General features: G+C 41.7%; 18 protein-coding genes. 5 read left to right on the top strand and 13 right to left on the bottom strand.

What is annotated here, in order from left to right; translation table 11 throughout:
* The 5 genes from mutS to M5X66_RS13790 all read right to left on the bottom strand — a co-directional run bounded on the left by mutS (position 1) and on the right by M5X66_RS13790 (position 5,845).
* The gene (gene mutS, locus M5X66_RS13810; RefSeq protein WP_154610008.1) at positions 1–2,568 is read right to left on the bottom strand and encodes a DNA mismatch repair protein MutS; all 2,568 of its coding nucleotides are present in this window, start codon (positions 2,566–2,568) and stop codon (positions 1–3) included.
* Positions 2,569–2,954: 386 nt separating this feature from the next.
* The gene (locus tag M5X66_RS13805; RefSeq protein ID WP_195848345.1) at positions 2,955–3,749 is read right to left on the bottom strand and encodes a sulfite exporter TauE/SafE family protein; all 795 of its coding nucleotides are present in this window, start codon (positions 3,747–3,749) and stop codon (positions 2,955–2,957) included.
* Positions 3,739–4,806: a PrpF domain-containing protein gene (locus M5X66_RS13800; protein ID WP_154634263.1), complete on the bottom strand. Its 1,068-nt coding sequence runs from the start codon at positions 4,804–4,806 to the stop codon at positions 3,739–3,741. Before M5X66_RS13800 ends, M5X66_RS13805 begins: the two co-directional genes overlap by 11 nt.
* A 17-nt stretch (positions 4,807–4,823) precedes the next feature.
* The gene (locus M5X66_RS13795) at positions 4,824–5,258 is read right to left on the bottom strand and encodes a lactate/malate family dehydrogenase (RefSeq protein WP_154634264.1); all 435 of its coding nucleotides are present in this window, start codon (positions 5,256–5,258) and stop codon (positions 4,824–4,826) included.
* A gap of 17 nt (positions 5,259–5,275) precedes the next feature.
* Complete coding sequence (locus M5X66_RS13790) at positions 5,276–5,845, bottom strand: TauD/TfdA family dioxygenase (protein ID WP_270104032.1); 570 nt, start codon at positions 5,843–5,845, stop codon at positions 5,276–5,278.
* Between the two features lie 936 nt (positions 5,846–6,781).
* Between M5X66_RS13790 and rlmF the strand changes: the two genes are divergently transcribed.
* Complete coding sequence (rlmF, locus tag M5X66_RS13785) at positions 6,782–7,747, top strand: 23S rRNA (adenine(1618)-N(6))-methyltransferase RlmF (RefSeq protein ID WP_270103659.1); 966 nt, start codon at positions 6,782–6,784, stop codon at positions 7,745–7,747.
* A gap of 169 nt (positions 7,748–7,916) precedes the next feature.
* Here rlmF and M5X66_RS13780 read toward each other — a convergent pair whose 3' ends face one another.
* On the bottom strand, positions 7,917–8,807 hold the full coding sequence (locus M5X66_RS13780) for a LysR family transcriptional regulator (protein ID WP_154636998.1): 891 nt from the start codon (positions 8,805–8,807) through the stop codon (positions 7,917–7,919).
* A 124-nt stretch (positions 8,808–8,931) separates the two neighbouring features.
* Here M5X66_RS13780 and M5X66_RS13775 point away from each other — a divergent pair, with 124 nt between their 5' ends.
* The 3 genes from M5X66_RS13775 (at position 8,932) to M5X66_RS13765 (ending at position 11,840) form a co-directional block, all read left to right on the top strand.
* Positions 8,932–10,578, top strand: coding sequence for an alpha-keto acid decarboxylase family protein (locus M5X66_RS13775; RefSeq protein ID WP_154634267.1), 1,647 nt, complete (start codon positions 8,932–8,934; stop codon positions 10,576–10,578).
* Positions 10,579–10,822: 244 nt separating this feature from the next.
* Positions 10,823–11,092: a DUF1471 domain-containing protein gene (locus tag M5X66_RS13770; RefSeq protein ID WP_108478370.1), complete on the top strand. Its 270-nt coding sequence runs from the start codon at positions 10,823–10,825 to the stop codon at positions 11,090–11,092.
* A gap of 202 nt (positions 11,093–11,294) precedes the next feature.
* Positions 11,295–11,840: a DedA family protein gene (locus tag M5X66_RS13765; RefSeq protein WP_154637000.1), complete on the top strand. Its 546-nt coding sequence runs from the start codon at positions 11,295–11,297 to the stop codon at positions 11,838–11,840.
* A gap of 53 nt (positions 11,841–11,893) precedes the next feature.
* Here M5X66_RS13765 and M5X66_RS13760 read toward each other — a convergent pair whose 3' ends face one another.
* The 5 genes from M5X66_RS13760 to gltS form a co-directional block, all read right to left on the bottom strand.
* Positions 11,894–13,549 carry an alpha-keto acid decarboxylase family protein gene (locus M5X66_RS13760; RefSeq protein WP_036955708.1) on the bottom strand — a complete coding sequence of 552 codons (1,656 nt, stop codon included), beginning with the start codon at positions 13,547–13,549 and terminating at the stop codon, positions 11,894–11,896.
* 252 nt (positions 13,550–13,801) lie between these two features.
* Entirely contained in the window at positions 13,802–14,155 is a 354-nt protein-coding gene (locus M5X66_RS13755; RefSeq protein ID WP_036955705.1) for a RidA family protein, read from the bottom strand.
* Between the two features lie 3 nt (positions 14,156–14,158).
* Positions 14,159–15,400, bottom strand: a complete 1,242-nt coding sequence (locus tag M5X66_RS13750; RefSeq protein WP_036955702.1) for a D-amino acid dehydrogenase — start codon at positions 15,398–15,400, stop codon at positions 14,159–14,161.
* 56 nt (positions 15,401–15,456) lie between these two features.
* A complete protein-coding gene (locus M5X66_RS13745; protein WP_036955699.1) occupies positions 15,457–16,365 on the bottom strand; it encodes a LysR family transcriptional regulator in 909 nt (302 codons plus the stop codon).
* A 155-nt stretch (positions 16,366–16,520) separates the two neighbouring features.
* The gene (gltS, locus tag M5X66_RS13740; protein ID WP_036955698.1) at positions 16,521–17,726 is read right to left on the bottom strand and encodes a sodium/glutamate symporter; all 1,206 of its coding nucleotides are present in this window, start codon (positions 17,724–17,726) and stop codon (positions 16,521–16,523) included.
* A gap of 707 nt (positions 17,727–18,433) precedes the next feature.
* On the opposite strand from gltS, the gene mdlC reads away from it, so the two are divergent.
* Positions 18,434–20,065 (top strand): benzoylformate decarboxylase, encoded by a 1,632-nt coding sequence (gene mdlC / locus M5X66_RS13735; protein WP_154600115.1) that lies wholly within the window; start codon positions 18,434–18,436, stop codon positions 20,063–20,065.
* 75 nt (positions 20,066–20,140) lie between these two features.
* Here mdlC and M5X66_RS13730 read toward each other — a convergent pair whose 3' ends face one another.
* The gene (locus M5X66_RS13730) at positions 20,141–21,484 is read right to left on the bottom strand and encodes an NCS2 family permease (RefSeq protein ID WP_036955694.1); all 1,344 of its coding nucleotides are present in this window, start codon (positions 21,482–21,484) and stop codon (positions 20,141–20,143) included.
* Positions 21,484–23,310, bottom strand: a complete 1,827-nt coding sequence (locus M5X66_RS13725; RefSeq protein WP_270103658.1) for an adenine deaminase — start codon at positions 23,308–23,310, stop codon at positions 21,484–21,486. The genes M5X66_RS13730 and M5X66_RS13725 overlap by 1 nt, the downstream gene beginning before the upstream one ends.
* Between the last annotated feature and the right edge of the window lie 35 nt (positions 23,311–23,345).

The raw sequence follows: 23,345 nt of genomic DNA, 5'->3' as shown, positions 1-23,345 counted from the left end.
CTACTTATCCATTTCCTTTAAACGATATAGCCAATCAAGGGCTTGGCGTGGCGTTAGCTTGTCAGGGTCGATTTCCTCTAAAGCGGCTAATACTGGAGATGGTTCCTCTTCCACACTCCCTAAGAAGCTCAGCTGAGCACTATCTACATGACTCGCATTGGCATTATTGGAGATAACTTCCAGCTCTTTGAGTTTTTGCTTCGCGCGTTTGATCACCTCTTTTGGGACGCCAGCCAGTGAAGCAACGGCTAAACCGTAACTCTTGCTTGCCGCGCCGTCTTGCACATTATGCATAAAGGCGATGGTATCACCGTGTTCAATCGCATCGAGGTGAATATTGACCGCACCTTCCAGCTTTTCCGGTAAGGTGGTTAATTCAAAATAGTGAGTTGCAAATAAGGTCATTGCTTTGATGCGATTAACTAAGTTTTCAGCACATGCCCACGCTAAAGAAAGCCCATCATAGGTAGATGTACCGCGACCAATTTCATCCATCAATACTAAGCTGTGTTCAGTGGCATTGTGCAGAATATTCGCCGTTTCGGTCATCTCTACCATAAAGGTTGAACGCCCAGATGCGAGGTCATCAGAGGCTCCGACGCGTGTGAAAATACGGTCAATTGGCCCAATGACGGCTTTACTGGCTGGCACAAAACTGCCGATATAGGCCAGTAAGGTGATCAGTGCAGTCTGGCGCATATAGGTACTTTTACCGCCCATATTGGGACCAGTAATGATCAGTAAGCGGCGTTGGGGAGAAAGGGATAGCGGGTTAGAAATAAAAGGCTCACTAAGCACTTGCTCGACAACCGGATGACGACCTTCAGTAATTTGAATGCCAGGTTTATCTGTTAATTGAGGACAGGCATATCCAAGGGTGTCTGCACGCTCCGCGAGGGTGGATAGAACATCCAATTCAGCCAGCGCTTCGGCACTGGTTTGTAACGCGGCTAAATGTGGCAGCAGCATATCAAACAGTTCATCATACAAGGCTTTTTCGATAGCTAGCGCTTTGCCTTTTGATGTCAGGACTTTATCTTCATACTCTTTCAATTCAGGGATAATGTAGCGCTCCGCGTTTTTCAGCGTTTGGCGACGAACATAATGAATTGGCGTGAGGTGGCTTTGTCCACGACTTACTTGAATGTAGTAACCGTGTACCGCGTTATAGCCCACTTTTAGGGTATCGATACCCAGTTTTTCACGCTCACGAATTTCTAAACGGTCGAGGTAATCTGTTGCACCGTCTGCCAGCGCTCGCCATTCATCGAGTTCGCCGTTGTAACCTGGGGCAATGACACCGCCATCACGAACTAAAACCGGAGGGGCATCAACAATTGCTTTTTCGAGCAAGCTTTGAAGCTCATCGAATTGACCAATACGTTGCGTTAACGCACCGAGGTAGTCGCAATCGGATTGCGCCAGAATTTGGTGAATATCATGATATTGCTGGAATGCATGGCGCATACGCGTTAAGTCACGAGGACGCGCTGAGCGTAATGCGAGGCGAGCGAGTACACGTTCTAAATCACCAATTTGGCGAAGGAACGGCTGTAACTCAAAGTCGTATTGTTGCAGTGCGCCAATGGCTTGCTGGCGGTTATTCAACACAGTGAGGTTACGCAATGGGGTATGAAGCCAGCGTTTTAGCATACGGCTCCCCATTGGGGTGACACACTTGTCCAAAATCGCGGCAAGGGTATTTTCGGTTCCCCCCGCAAGGTTTTGGGTTAGCTCTAAATTTCGGCGAGTTGCGGCATCTAAAATCACATTATCTTGTTGTTTTTCCATGATAATGCTACGAATGTGCGGCAGTGCAGTTCGCTGAGTATCTTTCACATATTGCAGCAAACAACCCGCAGCCCGTAAGGCTTTATGCGCATTTTCGACGCCAAATCCGATTAAGTCTTTGGTACCAAATTGCAGGTTTAATTGCTGTTTTGCAGTGTCTAATTCATATTCCCATAATGGGCGACGGCGTAAGCCTTTATTAAGTTCAATCAATGACATGCTAGCGAAATCTTCAGGATAAAGTAATTCCGCTGGACGGGTACGCTGAAGCTCGGCTTTTAATGACTCTTCATCATCAATTTCACTGATGATAAAACGACCCGATGCGATATCTAAGGTCGCAAAGCCATACCCTTGGGACTCTTGCCATACCGCTGCCAGTAAGTTGTCTTGGCGTTCATTAAGTAAGGCTTCATCGGTGATGGTACCCGGTGTCACAATGCGCACCACTTGACGCTCAACAGGACCTTTGCTGGTGGCAGGATCACCAATTTGCTCACAAATGGCGACAGATTCTCCCATCTGTACCAATCGCGCTAAATAGTTTTCGGCTGCATGGTGAGGAACGCCCGCCATCGGGATAGGTTGACCTGCAGATTGACCACGCTTGGTGAGAGAGATATCCAGTAACTGAGAGGCTTTTTTAGCATCATCAAAGAACAGTTCGTAAAAATCCCCCATACGATAAAACAGCAAAATATCGGGATGTTGTGCTTTGAGTTTTAAGTACTGCTGCATCATCGGCGTATGGGATTCGAAACTTTGGTTTTCTGTCATGTTTTTAACTTGTTGAATATTTGATGTATTTATGGGCTTTTGACTTTCGGCGTAAACGCTATTTTATCTTGTTGTTAGGGGGAATTCGCGGAAAGTTGAAAGGGCGTTTGCGACCCTCATAGTAGCCCAGTTAAGGGAAAACTTGTACTGCTAATAACGGGGAATTTACCTCAAAATGTTATTGAGTGGTGGGGGAGGACAACAAAATATGCAGCTTACATAGACTTTGGCTATGAATATTCCATGATAAATTCCTCTCTATTACAGGTTACACAGTACTAAAGAAGTCACTTTTCTATTTTAGTGGCATGGCCCTGGCCCCTTATAAAGGGCTAGGACCATGAAGATTAAAAACTCATTTCATAATGCTAATGCAAAAATCTAGTTCACAGATTAACGACTGAATATATAAAATCAATGGAGACAAAGAGTGTTATTAAAATAGTAAAAATATTTAAATATTTTTTATAAACCTCTTTGCTAATACGATCCTGTAATTTTAGTCCTGGTTTTTGTGATTTTATTGCTACCAAGCTTAAGAATATACCAATCAGTATCTCTAACAACCCAAAATTTCCATCGATTCCAAGGATAAATGCTTGGCTGATCTTACTAAATATAAAGCACACATTAAATGCTTGAGACATTACAGCTGGAGAGTACTCGGTATTAGTAAAGTATATTGTTAAAAAAGGAACGGATATATTTACTGCCCCACCCATTATTCCAGCGGTAAATCCAAATAGAAACTGTGAAAGTTTACCTGATAAGTTATATTGCTTTAATTGAAAAAATTTTTTATTGGTTGTCAACACTGCCATTATCAACATGAAAACAAGTATCCCTTTTAAAAATATTTCACTTGAATGAATCAAAATTTTACTGCCCAACATAGTGCCAGCGGTAACACAAGTCGCAATGAAGATGAATTTATTTATTGTTTTCCTCCAATCACTCTTTCGGAAAATAATTATCAAATTCAAAATTATATTTGGCACTATAGTTATAATTACAGCAGTTTTTATATCAGTAAAAGCAGCGATTAAAGGGGTGGATATTAAAGGGAACCCAACACCTATTAATCCATGAATGAATGAAGATAACGCAATAACTAAAATGATAGAGAATATAATCCAAATGCTAAGTTCTGGTGGTAATACTGATGAAATACTATTCAGCATATAAAATACCATTAAATATCTTCTTTGCTGTTGTGATGTTTGCTGCTTTATTTAGAAATATAGCATCATTATCAATTTTTATATTTAGTGTTAATGGCAGGGTACCACTTGGGTGTTCTATTATAAATTTCTCAATATTATTATCTGGTTTAAGATATTCATTTATATTAGTTCCTGGTATTTTAGCAGCAGTAGCCAAAGCTAGTCCTGCTGTGATTCCAAACTGTGGATGACAGAATATAGGATCAATATATCTGGCAGCAACGGTACCACCATCGCTTGGATGTGTAAAAATACAAATTTTTGGTATAGCCATATCTTTGACGTTATCAAATCCCATTAATATCCCTGCTTGAAGGCGTATTTTCAAAAGTTTGCTTTTTAAATCTATGTTATCATCTATTTCTTGCTTTGATTCTAGGCCAGTAAGGCCTAAATCTATTGAGCGTATTATAATAATCGGCATTGCGGCATCAATGCATGTAGTATCTATCCCGCAGATTGTGTCTATTTTTGAACCTGTTGGGAATACCTTTCCGGTAGCTAATCCAATAGCATTTCCAAAGTCTAATTCTATAGGTGAATATTTACGTTGAATACCATCTAATAAAGTATCGCCGGCATATTTAACTGTTCCATTCTCAATGCAGAATGTTGAATTAACAGATGAACCTGTATTTTTATTGTAAATCTTTAATTTAATTTTATCATTATTTATTTTTGGAACTATGATTTTAGCCTCTATTGCATATGGCCCTGCAGCAGCTAACATATTTCCACAATTTGATGAGTAATCAACTTTATTTTCATTGGGTAGCACTTGTGCAAAAGTAAAATCAATATCTGCATTATTATTTGATTTTTTTATAATGGCAATCCTATTCGATGTAAGGCTACCTCCTCCTATTCCATCATTTTGGCAGTCTAATGGAGAGGAAAAAGCTGATAGAAAAAATGAATTTCTTTCTTCAGTGTCTTGAGGTAAATCGCTTTCATTAAAAAAAGCACCTCTAGCAACACCTCCTCTCATTAATATGGTTTTTACTGAATATTTCATTTGATTTTACCTTATCTTTATAAATAATTTGATACTCGAAAACTTTCTGATTGCAGCTCTTGAATTGACTCTTCAATTTTATTCTTGCTAAACGAGTACTTATTTATAGATTTTCCTTGCTCCCTAAAGATGGCTGCATTTTCTTCAAGTAAGTCTCCTCTTTCCATTCCTTTTGTTCTAGGGGTCGAGCCTATTAAGAGTGCTATATCTGCATCAGCAAATGCAATATCATTTACATCCGTCGCCACGATTTTATTTAGTAATGGAAAGGCTGAATCTTCTAATTCAATTACAATGCCCTTTAAGGCTTCCATTCCTTTTGATGTTTCTAAAAGATGCAAATCTATTTTTTGTTCCGAGCCATATAATTCCCCTGCAGCTATTCTAAATGCAATACTTGACCCGATTTTACCAGCTGATCCGGTAATAACTATTTTTATAATATTTTCCATAATTCATCTCTTATTATTTAATCTAATTTTATTCCGTATTGAACTTTTCCATTCAATATTCCATTACCATCCAAATTAAGCCTTCTTAGGTCCCTTAATTCAGATTCTGGATATTTAGTTCTTCCGTGGACAATAGAACCATTGTCAGCAATTAACATTTGATTGTTATGAAGCTGGAATGTCACTACATTATTATTATTTTTAAAAAATTCACATAACTCTTTATATATAGGAGCCACTTCCTCGCTTGGTGTTATCTCTGCTGCACCATCTGGAAATCGGAATCTAATTTTAGATCTACCGTTATGTAGATCATAAATCGGTGCTAATGTTTTTTGTGAATTTCTTTTAATTTCAATCGCATCTTTAGAATGAACCAAATGATATGTATCTGGAAATTTTTCTTTTATATGTATGTAAGCAGCCTGCGCACTAGCAATAATCGATAAGCCGCCAACTTTAGATGCGATATTACATTGAAGAGCTAGAATATTCCCAGGAGATGATGAAAAAGAACCATCTGTGTGTAGCAGATGTTCTGAATTTGTAGAATCAAGATGCCCTTTTAACGGATTAAATGAATTTATAGGAACAACGCCATTAGAATCTGCTCTAGGGTGTGATTTTGGATTACCAAATAAAAAATTTAAGATGTAGGAATTCGTCTAGTTGAATTTTATTTTCACCAAAGTCAACAATGGTAAATCCATATTGGTTCAAACAATCAACCAAAGCATTTAGTTTATCAAAGGAAATATTTATTAAAGAATCAATGTTAATCTGTACTTTTGATACATCAAAACTAAAGTCAAAAGGGAATTTATTATTTCTATTAATGAAGATCATATATATATCAGTATGTTGATTGAAATGGGGGTTTGTGTTAATTGAATATTAGTTATATGTGACTTTCACATTGAATGTCAACTCTGAAGTTAATAAATATTTAATTGAATTGACATGAGGTGTTTATTGCTGCGATTAATTAAACTAGATTGTATTTAAATTTTTTCATGAGGAATAAATTAAATTAATTTAATTTCAAATAAGTGTTTTTTTTGAGACTTCGAAGGTTTCTTCTCATACGTTGATGAATTAATTAATCGATTGAATTAATTTTAACTAAATGTATAAAACGGGATGTTGAATTAAATTCTAATAAAATGAGAACTTCATGGCACTCACTTTCCTTTAAATTTGAGAGGCTATTATGAAAAGCCTCCTCTTTAAAAAAGATTCTTCTGTGGGCTTGTCATCCCTAGAAATGTTAATCGCATTACAGGTGGGCGAAACTTAATTGAACTCATGATGAATGTTATAACCCATTATTATGGTTCATAATGATGAGTGTGTATTCAACATTTCCAACGCTAACTCGATCCATGTCGTAGCCCGACGACTTGGATGGGATTCTTTTAATGCAGGCTTAATATGGTTTCATCCAAGCTGTTAGCTGCAACTTGAAAGCTCTAGGGTATATGGTATCGTACGCGTCAGAAATACCTTTAAGAGAGCCCGTCACGGTGGAAAAAAAGAAAACCTTCCCGCAGCAGAAAAGCGGCTTACACCCGCGTAACCGTCATCGCTCGCGCTATGATTTCCCAGCACTGATCGCCAGTTGCCCGGCACTGGAGCCGTTCGTCAAACCGAACGCTTGGGGTGACATCTCGGTAGATTTTGCCGACCCTACGGCGGTTAAAATGCTTAACCGTGCGTTGCTGCAACATTTTTATGGCATCGAACATTGGGACATTCCCGCCGGTTATCTGTGTCCACCGATCCCCGGGCGTGCCGATTATTTACACCATCTGGCTGACCTGCTGGCGACCAGCAACGGCGGTGAGATCCCGCGCGGTAAAGGCGTGGCTATCCTTGATGTGGGTGTTGGCGCCAACTGTATTTATCCGATCATTGGTCTGCGTGAATACGGCTGGCGTTTTACCGGTTCGGAGGTTGAACCAGCATCACTCAATGCGGCCAAAATGATCGTGGAGATGAATCCGACGCTGAGAAACAGCGTGCGTCTGCGTTTGCAAAAACAACCCGAATTTATTTTGAACGGTATCATCGGCGTGGCGGAGAAATTTGATGCCACAATGTGTAATCCTCCGTTCCATAGCTCTGAACAGGAAGCGCAAGCCAGCACCCGCCGCAAACTGCAAAAGCTGGGTAAAGGCGAGGTGGCCGACACGCCAGTACAGAACTTTGGTGGAAAAAATAAAGAGCTATGGTGTGAAGGCGGTGAAGAAGCCTTTGTACGTAAAATGGTAGAGGAGAGCGTGAGCCTGGCGAAAAACTGCCTGTGGTTCACCTCGTTGATTTCTAAAAGCGCGACCTTGCCTTCGATTTATCACGCGTTGAAGCAAGTGGGTGCGGCCGAAGTTCGCACCATTGAAATGGCGCAAGGGCAAAAAATCAGTCGCTTCGTGGCCTGGACATTCCACGATGCGCAACAGCAGGCCGAATGGGCGGCAGAACGCTGGTGTTAATTTCTCTGGTGTCGGTTATTTAACCGGCACCGATAAAATCTCGCATTTTTCTTTCAATTTCTACATGTCGCGTTATTCTCAATATGTCTTCCTAAAACAAGCTTGTCTAACTTAAAGGTATCTATCAAGTCGGTGTCTGTCAGTTATAATCCATTGTAATAGTTCATAATTATGGGCGTGTATTCAGCATTTTTAACGCTAACTCATTCCATGCTATTGCTCGGCGGCTTTGATGGGACTCTTTTAATGTTGCCAGTGCTAGCTCATAGGCAAGAATAGGCTCTGTGATTGGAATAATGGAAAGCCCCTCAATATGGTTCTTTTTCCACATACTTTCAGGGAGTAAGGTAATACCGACACCTGCGCGCACCATCGCCATCACGAGATCTAAATGCCCACTACGTCCTGCAATAATCGGTTTTTTGCCATAGATCCCGCAAGCACTCACAACTAATTCATTAATTCGGAAGCTATCTTGAAAAAAGATAAAAGGCTCATTCAGAAGTTCTGCAAATTTAACACTATTTTGGGTGGCTAATGGATGTTTATCGCTCGCTAATAGCATCAATCGGTCGGTAGCAAAGCGGTATAAATTAAATCGTTGCTCATCAAATGGTGACATTACCGCTGCCGTTTCTACATCTCCTTTGAGCATGGAATTCATCATATGGTTTGAACTTAATTCGATGATCTGCAACTCAACCTGAGGATATTTCTGACTAAATGCCATGATGATATCGGCAAAATAGGTTGAGGCGATTACAGGTGGTAAACCAACTTTCAAAACTCCAGTGAGTGGACCCGATTTGTCTTTTAGTGCGTTATTAAGAGTGTCGAACTGCGCCAAAATTTGCTGCGCATGACGGAATAAAATCTCACCATCATCGGTTAGTTTGACGCCATCGGTTTCTCGGATCAGTAAGGTTACTTCAAGTTCTTGCTCTAACTTTTGAATGCTGCGGCTGATTGCAGGCTGGGTGACGCATAATTTATCCGCCGCTCGGCTAAAGTTATTTTCTTGTACCACTTCGACAAAATAGCGTAACCCTCGAATATCCATCGTGACCTCTATTACATTTTGTTATAGCAATAATGATTATAAATAATTTCCGCTAATGCAATATTAGGACTAGTAATAATACAAGGCTGAACAATCAGCATAAATTATTATTGGGAATGATATTATGAAAACTGTTATCGAATATGTTCTTGAACGTTTGCAAGCGCTGGGTATCAACGAAATTTTTGGGGTTGCGGGGGACTACGCTTTTCCTATTGAAGATGCGGTTTGTGAAAGTGACTCATTGCGTTGGATTGGTAATTGTAATGAGTTAAATGCCGCTTATGCCGCAGATGGTTATGCAAGAATCAAAGGTGTTGCCGCACTTTCGACAACCTTTGGTGTGGGTGAACTCAGCGCATTGAATGGTCTTGCGGGGTCTTATGCTGAGCATTTGCCCGTCTTTCATCTAGTGGGCATGCCTGCGAGTGGCGTCCAGAAAAATCATCGCCTTGTTCACCACACTTTAGGCAACGGTGATTTTGATGTGTTTTATCAAATGAGCCAACATTTGAGCTGCGCCCATGCGATATTGACGCCAGAAAATTGCATTGATGAAACCGAGCGATTAATTGCAACAGCCCTAAAAGAGCGTCGTCCTGTCTATATGGGATTCCCATCTGATTACGCAGTGATGCCTGTCATTGACAATGGAAAACATAAAAAAATTGAGCCACAGAAAAGTGATACGCAGTCACTCAATGCAGCAGTGAATGCCATTTTAGATAAACTTAATGCCAGCCAAAAAGCCTGTATTATTCCGGGGATTCTGACGGCGCGCTTAGGGTATTCGGATGATGTGCAGGCAATTATTGATAAGACAGGCCTGCCGTATGCCACGATGTTTATGGATAAAAGTATTGTGAGTGAATCTAACCCGACGTATATGGGAATCTATAATGGCAAATTAATGAATGCTCAAGTTGGGGAGTTTGTTGAAAGTTGCGACTGTATTTTAGGCATTGGCGCGGTATTAACTGACTTTAACTCCGGCAGTTTTACGGCATCTATCTCTACTGAGCAACGTATTAATATTTTAGCGGATCAGGTGAAAGTAGGTTCTGCGGTTTACCCAAATGTGATGATGAAAGAGGTATTGGATAAATTGCAAACATTAGCACCTTCGTTAAAACATCAAGGTATTGCAGCTCAAGGATTGGGTGAGCCTCGACAAGGCGATAATGGTCAAATTACCGCACAATATCTGTATCCGCGTTTAGAGAAAATGTTCAAGGAACAGGATATTGTGATGGCCGAAACAGGAACTGCATCAATGGGTTTAGGTTTTGCTTTACTGCCTAAAGATGCTCAGTTTCATAACCAAACATTATGGGGTTCAATTGGTTGGGCAACGCCAGCGGCATTTGGTGCAGCAATAGCAGCACCCCATAAGCGCGTGATCTTAGTGACGGGGGAAGGTTCACACCAATTAACAGCGCAAGAAATTAGTCAGTTTGCACGTTTTGGATTAAAGCCGATTGTTTTTGTACTCAATAATGATGGTTATTTAATTGAGCGATTATTATGTAAAGAGCCTGAAGCATACTATAACGACTTACCGCAGTGGAATTATGCACAATTGCCAGCTGCATTAGGTTGCACTGATTGGTATTGTCAAAAAGTCACCACTTGCGATGAGTTAGATGCTGTCATTAAACAAGCGGAAGTCGCGGATTCAGCAGCCTATATTGAGATAGTCATGGATAGGTATGCCTCTTCTGATCTGGCCAAAAAATTAGGTAAGTCAGTGGCATCGTTATATTCGTTTTAGCATCAGACTGGGACATATTTTTAGTACTGATTTAAAACGTCAGAAATCGCATAAATAAAAGCAATTTATGCTAAGTTTCACACGATATTAAATTTGATATTCATCGCTACATTCTTTATTTTAATAGGTAAATATAGTCTTATATTATCAGGAAATTAATATTCTTTTAACGATGCTCATAATTTCATTCTCTAAAAAAGAATGTAATTAAATGAAGGAGTTATTTTAATAAAAGGTGATGTTGATGAATAAATTAAAAATTGCATTGGTTTCTTTGATGTTTTTAAGTCCATTTGCGATGAGTGCAACTGAGATTAATTATGTTCAGTCCATGGAAATGAAATTAGTTGGCAATATTAATATCGTAATGAATGCAGCGACCACAACGGATTATGTTAATGCGGTTTCACAAAAAGCGGATGAAGCGGGCGCAAAATACTTTATTATTACCTCAGTGAACTCTGAAGGTGAAGGTAACGATATTTCAATCAATGCTAGCTTATACAATAAATAGTCTATATTTATATTTTATGCGTCGTGATCCCCTGCACTTAAGTTGTCGTTAAGTGCAGTTTTTTTATGTGCCATTCGTTTTAGCCGTAAGGCTCCCACCTTATTGAATGACCAAGAATACAAACAAAAATTTAATTTTATCTGTGTTAAGATTTTAGCTAAAGATATCCATTATCAGTTGTTCAGGAAGGGATCTCGGTCTTATGTCTGAAGTATTAACTCAGTGGTTAATGGAATATGGCTATTGGGCCGTATTTCTTGGCGCGATGCTCGAAGGGGAAACGGCTGCTTTTCTATCGGGAGTGGCCGCACATAATCAATTACTCTCTTATCCTTTGACGATGTTATTTGCCGCTCTTGGTGGTGTCGTCAGTGACAATGTGCTTTTTTTTGTCGGGCGTTATGCTGGTGCTCGGGTATTACCTAAATTTCAAAAACATCAGAGTAAGATTGTACGGGTTCAGCAGTTAATACAACGCCATGAAAATTGGATTATTATTGGGATCCGCTTTGCGTATGGAATGAGAACTGTCGGACCGATTATTATTGGTGCCAGCAAGGTAAATCCACTCAGATTTTTTGCATTAAATATCCTTGGCGGCGCCATTTGGGGATGCTTGATTGTTTCTATCGGTTACTTTGTTAGCTCTCTTATCTTTGCGCTCCCATTTCACCCGAATTTCTCTTGGCTAGCTATTATTGTATTGGTGATTGTTGGAGTTTGGTGGATCCGCAGGAGGCGACGCTGAGGATCTCTCCGTTTATGATTGTGAGCCTCCGTAGCCTAGGGGGCTAAGTGTCATTATTTTAGATGTTTTGGTATCTCAGCCTTGATCATTTTTCCCATTGCTCGCAGTAAATCTGAGGCTTCATATCTATCCGTGATGATTTCAATATAAGCCGCAGTATCTATTCTTTCGAGTGTATTGAGAACTCGGTTGAGTTCATCGCAAGTGGTAACTTTCTGGCAATACCAATTTTTGCATCCAAGAGCAGCGGGAAGCTGGGCATAGTTCCAGGGGTGGACATCGTTGTAATAGGTCTCGGGTTCATGGCAGAAAAGGCGCTCAATTAAATAACCATCATTATTGAGAACAAAAATCAGTGGTTTCAGCCCCCAGCGGGCAAATAAACTAATTTCTTGCGCTGTCAATTGATGGGAGCCTTCGCCGGTAGCCAAGATCACTCGCCGGTGAGGTGCGGCAAGTGCTGCTCCTAGTGCCGCAGGGGTTGCCCAACCAATCGACGCCCATAGGGATTGAGTTTGAAAAGAAACTTCTTTAGGAAGAAGTGCAAAGCCTAGCCCCATGGAAAATGTCCCAGTATCCGCTATCACGATGTCATTTTGCTTAATGAATTTTTCAAATCGCGGGTATAAGTAATGACTAGTTATTTTTCCGTTATCATTGCTGGTTGGTTCGCCTAAGCCGTGAACTTTTATTGAGTTACTCGGAATAAATGTCAGGATATCTTTTAGCTCAGAAAGTAGCTCATAGATATAGACATCAGAATAGACCGTTGAATCTATAACCACATAATTATCCATTATATGGATCATATTATTGGCGTGAAGATCTGCGGTGAAAAACCCTGTATTCACATCACTCATTACTGCGCCAATATTTATAATACAATCGCAGCTATCAATAAACTCAGCAATGGTAGGATTCATTAAATGCCCACTGTACATGCCTATATATTGTGAGTAGGTTTCATTTAAAACGCCTTTATCCATAAACATGGTGGCATAAGGTAATTGAGTGACTTTAATAAATGCTTCTGCTTCTTTGACTAAATCAAACCGTGATATGAGTGAACCCAGTAAGGCGCATGGAGATTCGCTGTGGCTGAGTTTATTGACTATCAAACTGATGACTTTTTTTAAGTTATCAGGACGACTACTGGGTAATGTGAGCGGTCTGATGTTCTGTACAACGATGCGTTTTATTGCTTGATCAGCCGGAATGCCAATATAAACTGGGCGTCTTTGCGCAAAAGCTTGAGTTATTAAACGGGTCATTTCACTGACACAGTTTTCTGGTGTCAAAATCGCGTGAGCACACGAAAAGGATTGAGCGACTTTGTAAAATACCTCGAAATCACCATCGCCTAAAGTGTGGTGCATAATAGCCTGATTTTCTTGGATATGGCTGGCAGGCATACCGACTAAATGAAAAATAGGTAATCTTTCTGCATAAGCCCCTGCAATGCCATTTAATGCACTGAGCTCTCCAACTGCGAAAGTAGTGGCAAGCGCTGCGGCGCCTTTTAAACGGGCATAGCCATCTGCAGCATAGGCGGCATTTAATTCATTACAGTTTCCTATCCAACGTAAATTTGGGGAGGCGCAGACGGCATCATTAATAGGAAAGGCATAATCACCTGCAACACCAAAAATATCATTAATGCCGAGAGACTGTAATCTGGATAAAACATGCTCAATGACGGTTTGGATCATGTAATTTCTCCACGTTGGTATAAAACTAACCGATAATCATTGGTTTTATTTTTATTTTTCAAACAATTATTTCAATATATATATATAGATAATAGTAGATGGAATAACCAAGAGGAGAGCATTTTTTTTATTAGAAGTGATAATAAAAAGAGTTATTAAGAGGGAAATTGGATAAAAAAGATGATAAAAGGCATAAAAAAGGCATTCAAGAGAATAAATTTAGTCTTTTGAATGCCATAGAGTAAATTAAAATTAGCGTTGTGCTGCGGTCACCATGATTTCAACGAGTACTTGATCTCGAGCCATATTCGCTTCAACAGCGGCACGAGCAGGGCTAAATTCAGCTGGCATCCAATTTTCCCAAACGGTATTAAAGTCAGCAAAATCACGCTTCATGTCTTTTACCCACACTTGAGCTGATAAAATACGGGTTTTATCGCTATTGCTAGCAGCTAATAATGTGTCAATTTTGTTTAATACATCTTGGGTTTGAGCGGTAATATCTCCGGTTAAATCTGTAGGCACTTGTCCAGATAAGTAAACTAATCCAGCATATTCAACGCTGTCTGCTAAGCGTGGTTTTGGGTTATTACGTTTAATGGACATTAATTACCTCGTTAATCCTTCTAATGAAATAGGGGAGCGTTGCTGGGTAATTAGCTGAGTTAATATCTCTGCGCTACCCGCTGCTAATGTAAAACCTAAACTGCCGTGACCCACATTGAGCCATAAGTTGCTGCGTGTAGTTTTGCCTAACATTGGTGGTCCCTTTGGTGTTGACGGACGTAAACCGCACCATGTTTCAGCTTTATCAATTTTAGGTAAATCCGGGAATGTTTTTTTAATAATATTTTTTAATGCAGAAATTCTGTTTTCTCGTAATCCAAATTTGTCATAACCAATATCGACCATAGCAGCGATGCGTAATTGATCATTTAGTTTGGCGTAGACAATTTTATTGCCGTAGTCGGTCACGCTAAGTTTAGGAACGATATGTGCCATTTGTGGATATTCCACACTGAGGCTATAGCCTTTTAAACCGAGAATTGGCACATCAATGCCAAGGGGTTTTAATAACTCACGGCTACCATTACCTGCGCAAATTACCACATCGTCTGCTTGAATTGAGCCTTGATTTGTTTCTACACCCGTAATGGTATTGCCAAGTTTAATAAAGGATTTGACCGAGTGCTCAAGGCATAATGTAAATTGCGGCTGTGTTGATAAATAAGCCAGAATATTTTTGCAGAATAAATAACAATCAGCGGTTTCATCATCGGGGGCGTAAATCGCACCCACTAACTCTGATTGAATATTTTTTAATGCAGGCTCTAACTCAACGATTTCATTGGCATTCAAAACTTTTTGAAATTCCTTATCTACGGTTTCACTGGCTTTTTTAAAGCTAGATTGTTCGCGATGGATAATTAATTTTCCTGATTTTTCCCAAGCGAAATCGGCAATATCACCATTCATACGCCACGTATTCATGACATTTTGACTGAGTAGTGATAATCGTAATAAATGAGCGCCATTAATTTTATTGGTGGTGCGGTTACAGGCTAAGGTGAATTGGGTCATCCAAGAAAGCTGCTGTAATGTAAAATCGATTCTTAAATTTAATGGGGAATCATTTTTACCCATCCAGCGTAAGCCTTGTAATGGAACGCCTGCATCTGCAAGCGGCGAAACATAGCGATAACTTAATTGTCCGCCATTGGCAAAGCTGGTTTCCATGCCAACGCCAGAATCAGATTCAATTAATGTGACTGTTTGACCCGCTTTAATTAAAGCATATGCGGTACTTAATCCAATCACTCCAGCACCAATCACTACCACATGTTTAGTCATAATATTCCGCAACCAATAATAACTTAGGAGTTATCATTTAACGGCGAATAGTCAGACTAAACAATTGAGTTTTCATCACCGGAGTATAACTTTTGGTTAACTACTGCGTTGCGTTTTTTTAGTATTAGCGACAAGGTGTTTACATAATTTTGTGCGGCTTTCGTGAGCGGTCTATCTGCTCGATGGAAAACGGATACGGCTAAATGCAAATTTTCTTTAAGCGGATAGATCATTGATTCTGGCAGCGTATGTTCCGCAGAAAAAATGTCAGTAATACTGCAACCTAGGCCTGCACGAACAAACTCCGCAGCCATGTGGTAAGTGTGCACGCTAATATTGGATTCTTGGAACTCATGCCTCTGCTGTAGCAGTTGAGAGAGGGAGTCGGAGCCTGGGTGGATCCAGCGGTCTTGGTCGATATCCACCAGTGAGACGGGAGATTTCGCGGGAGCCTGACTATCCACATAGACGAGAGGTATATCAGCAACAGGCAATACGGTGATCCCACCTTCAATGGCCAAATTAAATGCGATACCAATATCGAGATCTTGTTGAGTTAATAATTGCAAAATATCTGTGGTGTGATGGGTACCAATAGTGAGTTTGATATTTGGATGCTTTTTAATAAACAGTGCGGTGACTTCAGGCACTAAGTTAAGCCCTAGGCTAGGTAAACACCCAATAGCCAACTTACCTTGTGGGTTTCTAGATAAATTCTGTGCCAAAATTCTGAGTCTATCTAAATTCTGATAAACCTCTTTTGCCTCTTCAAATAATAAATTGGCTTCATCTGTTGGCAGTAATTTCCCTCGGATCCGTTGGAATAAAACGAGTCCCAATTGCTGTTCAGCATGCTTGAGTGCTTTACTCGCCGCTGGCTGGGAAATATGCAGAACTTCTGCTGCTCGAGTGAGTGAACCGCAGGTCATCACAGCATAAAAGATATCAAGGTGCCTTAACTTCATTATTGGTCGTCCATGGTTAGAACTAGGTAATACTTTGCATTTTTTCTTATTCTACAGAAAAAGGTGTCATGGATCCGATATCGGGGTCACTTACCAGAAATGAAAAATGCCGGCTCATATACTTTTGGTTATGAGCCGGCATATGCTATTGAGGATTATGCGATGGCTGCGCCTAATTCAATATATAGCTTGATGATGATACTGTTGGTGATATCCACCAGGAAAGCACCGACCATTGGTACTACTAAGAAGGCTTTGTGTGATGGGCTGAATGCACGAGTAATGGTTTGCATGTTGGCGATTGCCGTTGGCGTTGCCCCCATTCCGAATCCACAGTGACCCGCACTGATAACGACAGCATCATAGTCACTGCCCATCATTTTGAATGTGACAAAGCAGGCGAATAACACCATCACAACGGTTTGTACTGCGATAATGATTAATACTGGACCCGCCATGCTAGCTAATTGACCAAACTTCAATGACATTAGCGCAATAGCAAGGAATAACGAGAGTGCCACGCTACCTAAAACGTCAACGGTTGGTTCGAAAACTTCATGTTTAAACACGTGGGTTAAGACGTTACGAATGATGATACCGACAAACAGACACCAAACGAAAGTTGGTAAGTGCATTGGCGTATCTTTTACTAACTCACTGATATAGCTACCCGCAACGATACAGATAATCAGCATTGAAATGGTTTCAATGATGTTATTGGCGTTGATTTTTCTTTTTACCGTTGGTTGCTCAAATGCTTCAAGGATGGTCTCTTTTTCTTGCTCAGTTGCTTTTGGGATGGTCACTTTTTTCAGTAAGTGGCGTGCTACTGGCCCACCGACAAGCCCACCAAGAACCAGGCCCATAGTCGCACACGCCATCGCCAGCTCAACAGCCCCTGTTACACCATATTTATCGGCAAGGATAGGACCCCAAGCACCAGCGTTACCGTGACCGCCTGTTAATGTGATTGAACCTGCAATCAGACCGATAAATGGACTTTCATTTAGCATGACAGCCATACCCATGCCCACAGCATTTTGGATCACAATTAAAATGGTAACTGCGAGTGTTAAAATAACGAGAGGCTTCCCGCCTTTTATTAATCGCGAAAAATCTGAACTTAAACCAATTGATGAGAAGAAAGCGATCATCAATGTGCTTTGTAATGAGGTATCAAACGAGAAAGTATAGCCTGCTGCTTTATCAACAATTAATAAAACGATAGCAACAATAAATCCACCGACAACAGCATCAGGAATATGGTTTTTCTGTAGAAAAGGGCTGATTTTCACCACAATCATCCCAATAAGCAGCGCTAAGCATGCAAACAATAGCGTATAGCTGGCATCTAGTGTCATTATTTTTACCTCACATTTGTTTACCAGAGCATTCACTTTTGCGATTTAACATTAGTGTTAAATGAAGTTACTTTGCTTAACTTTTGTTTAACAATGAGTTTTGTTGAGGTTGATATAACTTTTAGTTAAGTAAATCGTATGAAAAAAGTACTTTCATTGATTGGTTTAAGTCATTACTAGAGGAGGATTTAATCAAAGAAATAAATAATAATAAAATAACAAATTGATTTTATTAGGCATTTTAATTTCTCTTATCTGGCGGGAAAATAACGTGATTTCATCATCTCTTTTGGTGTATTAGCGCTGGCGCTAAGTCGTGGTAATTGTTGGAAATGTGATGGGTGACATAAAAGCCGCTATATTGTTAATGAATGTTAAAAAATTGCTACATAACTCACGTTTTAGTCAGTTTTGTTGGCGATTAATCTGCTTTTTCCGCGTCAAATTGAAGCTGAAATTAGTATAAAGACCAATATTCTTAAGCATCTTTCATGCTTTATATGGATTAAATCTTAGAGTGCAGTATTTATTCCCATTGGATTGTTATCATCGAAACAAGATGTTCATTTAACTGATTGTATTTAAATAAAATAAAAAGCAATCTTTAGGTTTTAAATAAGATTAATTCTCTGAGAGGAAAATGTTTTTCATTGGGGGGATTGGTTATGATGGGGATTAATTCAGGTATCTTAATTAGGGTATTTTAAATGAAGAAAACCATTCGCCAAGTGACTTTTGATTTACTACGCCAATTGAATATTACGACCATTTTCGGTAACCCTGGTTCAACTGAAGAGACATTCTTAAAAGATTTTCCGAGTGATTTTCGTTATATCCAAACATTACATGAAGCATCTGCTGTAGCAGCAGCTGACGGTTATGCTCAGGGAATGCGCAAAGTGGCAATGGTCAACTTGCATACTTCCGCGGGGCTAAGTAATGGGATGAGTAATATTCTCACCGCCTATATGAACCGTACGCCACTGATTATCACGGCGGGTAACCAAACCCGTGAAATGTTGCTGATGGAACCTTGGCTAACCAATATTGAGCCTGAAACCTTACCAAAACCATGGGTCAAATGGAGTTACCAGCCGGAGCGTGCGGAAGATGTGCCAGCGGCATTTATGCGAGCATATGCGATGGCACTTCAGCCACCAGCGGGACCCGTTTTCTTATCAATCCCCCTTGATGATTGGGATAAACCTGCCGTTGCCCAAGAGGCGGTTGTGCGTGAAGTTTCCCAGCGCATTGGTTATGATCCTGTTCGTTTACAAGCATTTGCGGATGCTCTGAATTCTGCCAAAAATCCAGTGCTGATTTATGGCTCCGCCATTGCGCGGGGGGAAGGCTGGGACGCGGGCATTGCGTTAGCCGAAAAATTGAATGTACCTGTTTGGGCGGCGCCAGCATCGGAACGTCCGCCATTCCCTGAAACGCATCCTCTGTATGCTGGCGGGTTGCCTTTCGCGATGGGACCGCTGTCCGATAAGCTAAAAGGGTATGATTTGGCGTTGATTATCGGGGCGCCTGTTTTCCGTTATTATCCTTATGTAGCAGGGAGTTATTTGCCAGATGGCATGCGTTTACTGCACATTACCGATGACCCTATTGAGGTAGGAAGAGCACCGGTTGGTGATAGCTTACTCAGTGATGCGGTACTCGCGATTGAAGGGCTGACTCCGTTAGTGAACGCCAGAACGGCAGCGAAAAATAAGGTTGAGAAACAGTCCCATGGTATGGCTCCACACCCTGCCGCACCAGGGGTGAAGGGGGATTCAACGGTATTAAGTGCAGCGCAGCTGTTTAAAGCGCTCAGAGAAGTCTCCCCGAAAGAGACTATCTTGGTGGAAGAATCGCCGTCAAACCTCGGCGAATTACATCGTGAATGGCCAATTGATGCACCGGATTCGTTCTATACCTTTGCCAGTGGATCATTAGGTTGGAACTTACCAGCAAGCGTGGGAATCGCTTTAGCGGAAAAAGACAGTGGTCGACACCGCCCTGTGATGTCGATTATTGGTGATGGCTCGATGCAATATTCGATTCAAGGGCTATGGAGTGCGGCACAACATAATTTACCGATTGTGTTTGTGATCCCACGAAATAGTGAGTACGCCATTTTGAAATCCTTCGCGGTGTTAGAAGAAACGCCAGGAGTTCCGGGGCTGGATATTCCAAACTTGGATATTGTGGCGCTGGGTAAAGGTTATGGTTGCACGGCGTTAAAAGCCACGACGGTAGATGAGGTCAAAGCGGCTTGCCGTGAGGCATTTAAGCGTCAAGGCCCAACGGTGATCGAAGTGCCAATTCAGCCTCAAATTCCCCCACTGATTTAATATGCAGATTTAAATAAGATGCAAATAGAAAAATAGCCTCAAATAGAGGCTATTTTAATAAAAAGGGGAGCAGACTTAGTGCTTCACTAACGTTGAGAAGTAATACACTAATGGCACAGCGAGGATCCACAGACTGATTGGAATTTCACGCCACTTGCCTGCCACCGCTTTAATTAAGATATAAAACAGTAACCCACCTGCAATCCCTGTACCAAAGCTGTTCGCGATTAAAGTGATCATCACCATCATTAATACTGGCAGACCGTCGGTAAAGTTCGCTAAGTCCACTTTACGTAATCCGCTGAACATATTTAAGCCAATTAAAATTAATGCAGGAGCGGTAGCTTGTGCCGGGATCATTAGTGCGATTGGGGTAAACAGTAACATAAGCAGGAACATGAACGCCGCCGCTAATGCTGTCATACCGGTTTTACCGCCTGCTTCAGCGGCTGCTGAAGATTCAATTAATGCGGTTGCCGCTGGGATACCCACCATTGGGCCTAACGCTGCGGCGATGGAATCCACAATAAACGGGCGGTTGATATTTGGCATGTTGCCTTCTTTATCCAGCAATCCGGCTTCGCCACCGACGGCTAATGTGGTTCCCATGGTGGAGAAAAATTCAGCGGCAAAGAAAACAAATAAGAAAGGTAAGAAGGCGATGTTTAAGGCGCCAATTAAATCCACCTGACCTAAGACTGGCGCAATAGAATGCGGCATGCCAATAAAGCTTTCTGGTAACTTTGTGACGCCGAACGGAATGCCTAACACGGTGGCGAACAAAATCGCCCATAAGATCCCACCGGGAATGCGGCGAGCTTGCAATGCGATAGCCACAAAGAAGCCTGCAAGAGCGACTAAGGCACCCGGAGAGAGAAAATCCCCCAGCATTAATGCGTTGGTTTTTGGGTTGGCTAATACTAAGCCTGCATTACGAAAGCCCAACACTGCCACAAACAGACCGATAGATGCTGTTAAGCCTAATTTGATGGATTGTGGTACGGAGCGAGTCACAACCTCACGTAAACCGAATTTGGTGAGCAGGAAAAATAAAATTCCAGACCAGCAGGCGATGCCTAAACCGATTTGCCAATCAATTCCTTCACTGCCTGCAAGGGTAATCCCCACTAATACCGAGCCACCAATACCGGGACCCACAATAAAAGGCAAGTTAGCGTAGAACGCCATTAATAGGCTAGCGAGTACAAACACGATTATAGTGCCTGTGGTCGCTGCGCCTTTATCCATGCCGCCTGCGGCTAACAGTCCGGGAATAACTACGAGCAAATAGGCTGCTGCAAGGAACCCAGTGGCTCCGGCGAGGCATTCTGTTCTGATTGAACTGCCACGTTCACGCAGCGCAAAACGCCTTTCTAACCAACTCCCTGATGTTGGCTGATGAAGAGAATCGTTAGCCATTAATTGGCGCTCCTATCATTATTTTTTATTGGATGAGTGTTTTTAATACCGCTATTACTTTCAGCACGTTCTAAGACGGCATCAACTATCTGGCGAGTGGTACCGCAAGTCAGTCCTAAATCGGTTAAATGTGGGCCAGCATTGCAGGCAAGACACGTGCCTTCGATGGCTTTGAATACACGATATGGGGGTTCCCAGTCAGCAATTTGGCTGCTCAATTCTCTGAGTTGGCGAAATTGTTCTGCCAGCTCAGGTGCAGGTAATTCCGAGAGCATACCTGCAATGGGCATCGCCACATGAGCAAGGATTTTACCATCTTGAACTAACGCCATACCGCCACCGCTTTCAATCAGCAGGTTAGCTGCCATTGCCATATCGTTGGCATCACGACCGAGCACTACAAGGTTATGGGAATCATGGGAGTAGCTGGTGGCAATGGCGCCGCGTAATTCTCCCCATCCTTTTAGTAAGGCAATTTGTGGTTTGGCGTTATGGCGTCCATGGCGATGTTGTACGCGGATCAAACTAAACTCATCAGGCAGTTGCACGATGCTATTTTCGACTTGAACATCGACCTCTCCCCACTGAGTAAAGCGGGCACCGCTAATATGACGTAAACGCGCAGTACCATTTTGCAAGTCAGCTAATTGAAGCTGGCAATCTTGAGCCGAGATTGGCGCTAGGTGCATGGTATCGCGTGGCGGTAAAATCGTATTTTCAGTGGCAATCGGCGAAACAAGTTGCCCATTCTCTGCCACTTTTTTGCCATCGACATAAACTTGCTGAGCTTTTAAGGTATCGAGAGAATCAAGAACCACTAAGTTGGCGCGACGACCTGCGGCTATCAAACCTAAGTCATTGCGCTGTAAGCGAATTGCGCCATTGAATGTCGCAAAGCGCAACACATCAGTGGCTTTCATTCCGTGCTCAATTAATAAATTCAGCAGCGCAATCACGCCGCCTTTTTCAATCAATATGTCTGGCGGAACATCGTCTGTGCATACCGTGATTTGTGAGGATAAATGCGGCAGTGTTTGCAATGCCGCCACAATTTCAGGCAGCAGGTAAGGGTGAGAACCACGGATTTCCAGTGTTAGCCCCGCTCGTAATTTTTCGAGGGCGTCTTCTGCGGAAGTGAGTTCATGGTCGGAGGTAACGCCAGCAGCGAGGTAAGCTTGTAAATCAGCACCTTTTAATCCGCGGGCATGACCTTCAATGATTTTTCCTGAGTTTAATCCGGCGTCGAGGATCTCTTCCATGCGTTCGCTGCCATTTAGCACGCCGAACATATCCATCACTTCTGCCACACCACGTACTTCCGGCCAGCTCAACATCGTGGACATCTCTTGTCCTGCGAAGTCTGCACCTGACATTTCCAATCCTGGTGTAGAGGGCACAGAAGAAGGGGCTGCAACCATCACATCAAGGGGCAAATTACGGCTAGCATCAATGGCATAGCGTACGCCATCTAACCCCAATACGTTTGCAAGTTCATGGGGATCCCAAAATACGGCGGTGGTGCCTTGTGTGAGGACAATTTCAGCATAACGAGCAGGGGGAAGATGGGAGCTTTCTAAATGAACGTGGGTATCAATAAAACCTGGGGAAATAAATTTTCCTGATAAATTATGGGTTTCATGGCTATCAGTACGACTTCCTGTTGGGTGTACGCTGGCAATCAGCCCTTCAATGATACCGATATCCGCAGATCGAATTTCCCCAGTGACCATATCAATAATATTGGCATTGGTGAGTAAAAGGTCAAAAGGTACTTCGCCTTTTGCGGCTTGTACGGCTCGACGTCGAGTTTGATTTGTTAGCTTCATAAAACACCATCTCAAAGATTTATGTCGCTACTTTA

It is taken from the genome of Providencia sp. PROV188 (genome assembly GCF_027595165.1).
In the GTDB taxonomy this organism is placed as follows: domain Bacteria; phylum Pseudomonadota; class Gammaproteobacteria; order Enterobacterales; family Enterobacteriaceae; genus Providencia; species Providencia lanzhouensis.
This window is presented reverse-complemented; position numbering and strand designations above follow the sequence as displayed.

Bases quoted from the DNA above. Each gene is read 5' to 3' on its own strand.
- M5X66_RS13755 (WP_036955705.1), bottom strand. From the start codon at position 14,155: ATGTCCATTAAACGTAATAACCCAAAACCACGCTTAGCAGACAGCGTT.
- M5X66_RS13795 (WP_154634264.1), bottom strand. From the start codon at position 5,258: ATGGAAAATATTATAAAAATAGTTATTACCGGATCAGCTGGTAAAATC.
- M5X66_RS13770 (WP_108478370.1), top strand. From the start codon at position 10,823: ATGAATAAATTAAAAATTGCATTGGTTTCTTTGATGTTTTTAAGTCCA.
- M5X66_RS13780 (WP_154636998.1), bottom strand. From the start codon at position 8,807: ATGGATATTCGAGGGTTACGCTATTTTGTCGAAGTGGTACAAGAAAAT.
- gltS (WP_036955698.1), bottom strand. From the start codon at position 17,726: ATGACACTAGATGCCAGCTATACGCTATTGTTTGCATGCTTAGCGCTG.
- M5X66_RS13765 (WP_154637000.1), top strand. From the start codon at position 11,295: ATGTCTGAAGTATTAACTCAGTGGTTAATGGAATATGGCTATTGGGCC.
- M5X66_RS13805 (WP_195848345.1), bottom strand. From the start codon at position 3,749: ATGCTGAATAGTATTTCATCAGTATTACCACCAGAACTTAGCATTTGG.
- M5X66_RS13745 (WP_036955699.1), bottom strand. From the start codon at position 16,365: ATGAAGTTAAGGCACCTTGATATCTTTTATGCTGTGATGACCTGCGGT.
- M5X66_RS13730 (WP_036955694.1), bottom strand. From the start codon at position 21,484: ATGGCTAACGATTCTCTTCATCAGCCAACATCAGGGAGTTGGTTAGAA.
- M5X66_RS13800 (WP_154634263.1), bottom strand. From the start codon at position 4,806: ATGAAATATTCAGTAAAAACCATATTAATGAGAGGAGGTGTTGCTAGA.
- M5X66_RS13775 (WP_154634267.1), top strand. From the start codon at position 8,932: ATGAAAACTGTTATCGAATATGTTCTTGAACGTTTGCAAGCGCTGGGT.
- M5X66_RS13760 (WP_036955708.1), bottom strand. From the start codon at position 13,549: ATGATCCAAACCGTCATTGAGCATGTTTTATCCAGATTACAGTCTCTC.
- mdlC (WP_154600115.1), top strand. From the start codon at position 18,434: ATGAAGAAAACCATTCGCCAAGTGACTTTTGATTTACTACGCCAATTG.
- M5X66_RS13750 (WP_036955702.1), bottom strand. From the start codon at position 15,400: ATGACTAAACATGTGGTAGTGATTGGTGCTGGAGTGATTGGATTAAGT.
- M5X66_RS13725 (WP_270103658.1), bottom strand. From the start codon at position 23,310: ATGAAGCTAACAAATCAAACTCGACGTCGAGCCGTACAAGCCGCAAAA.
- mutS (WP_154610008.1), bottom strand. From the start codon at position 2,568: ATGACAGAAAACCAAAGTTTCGAATCCCATACGCCGATGATGCAGCAG.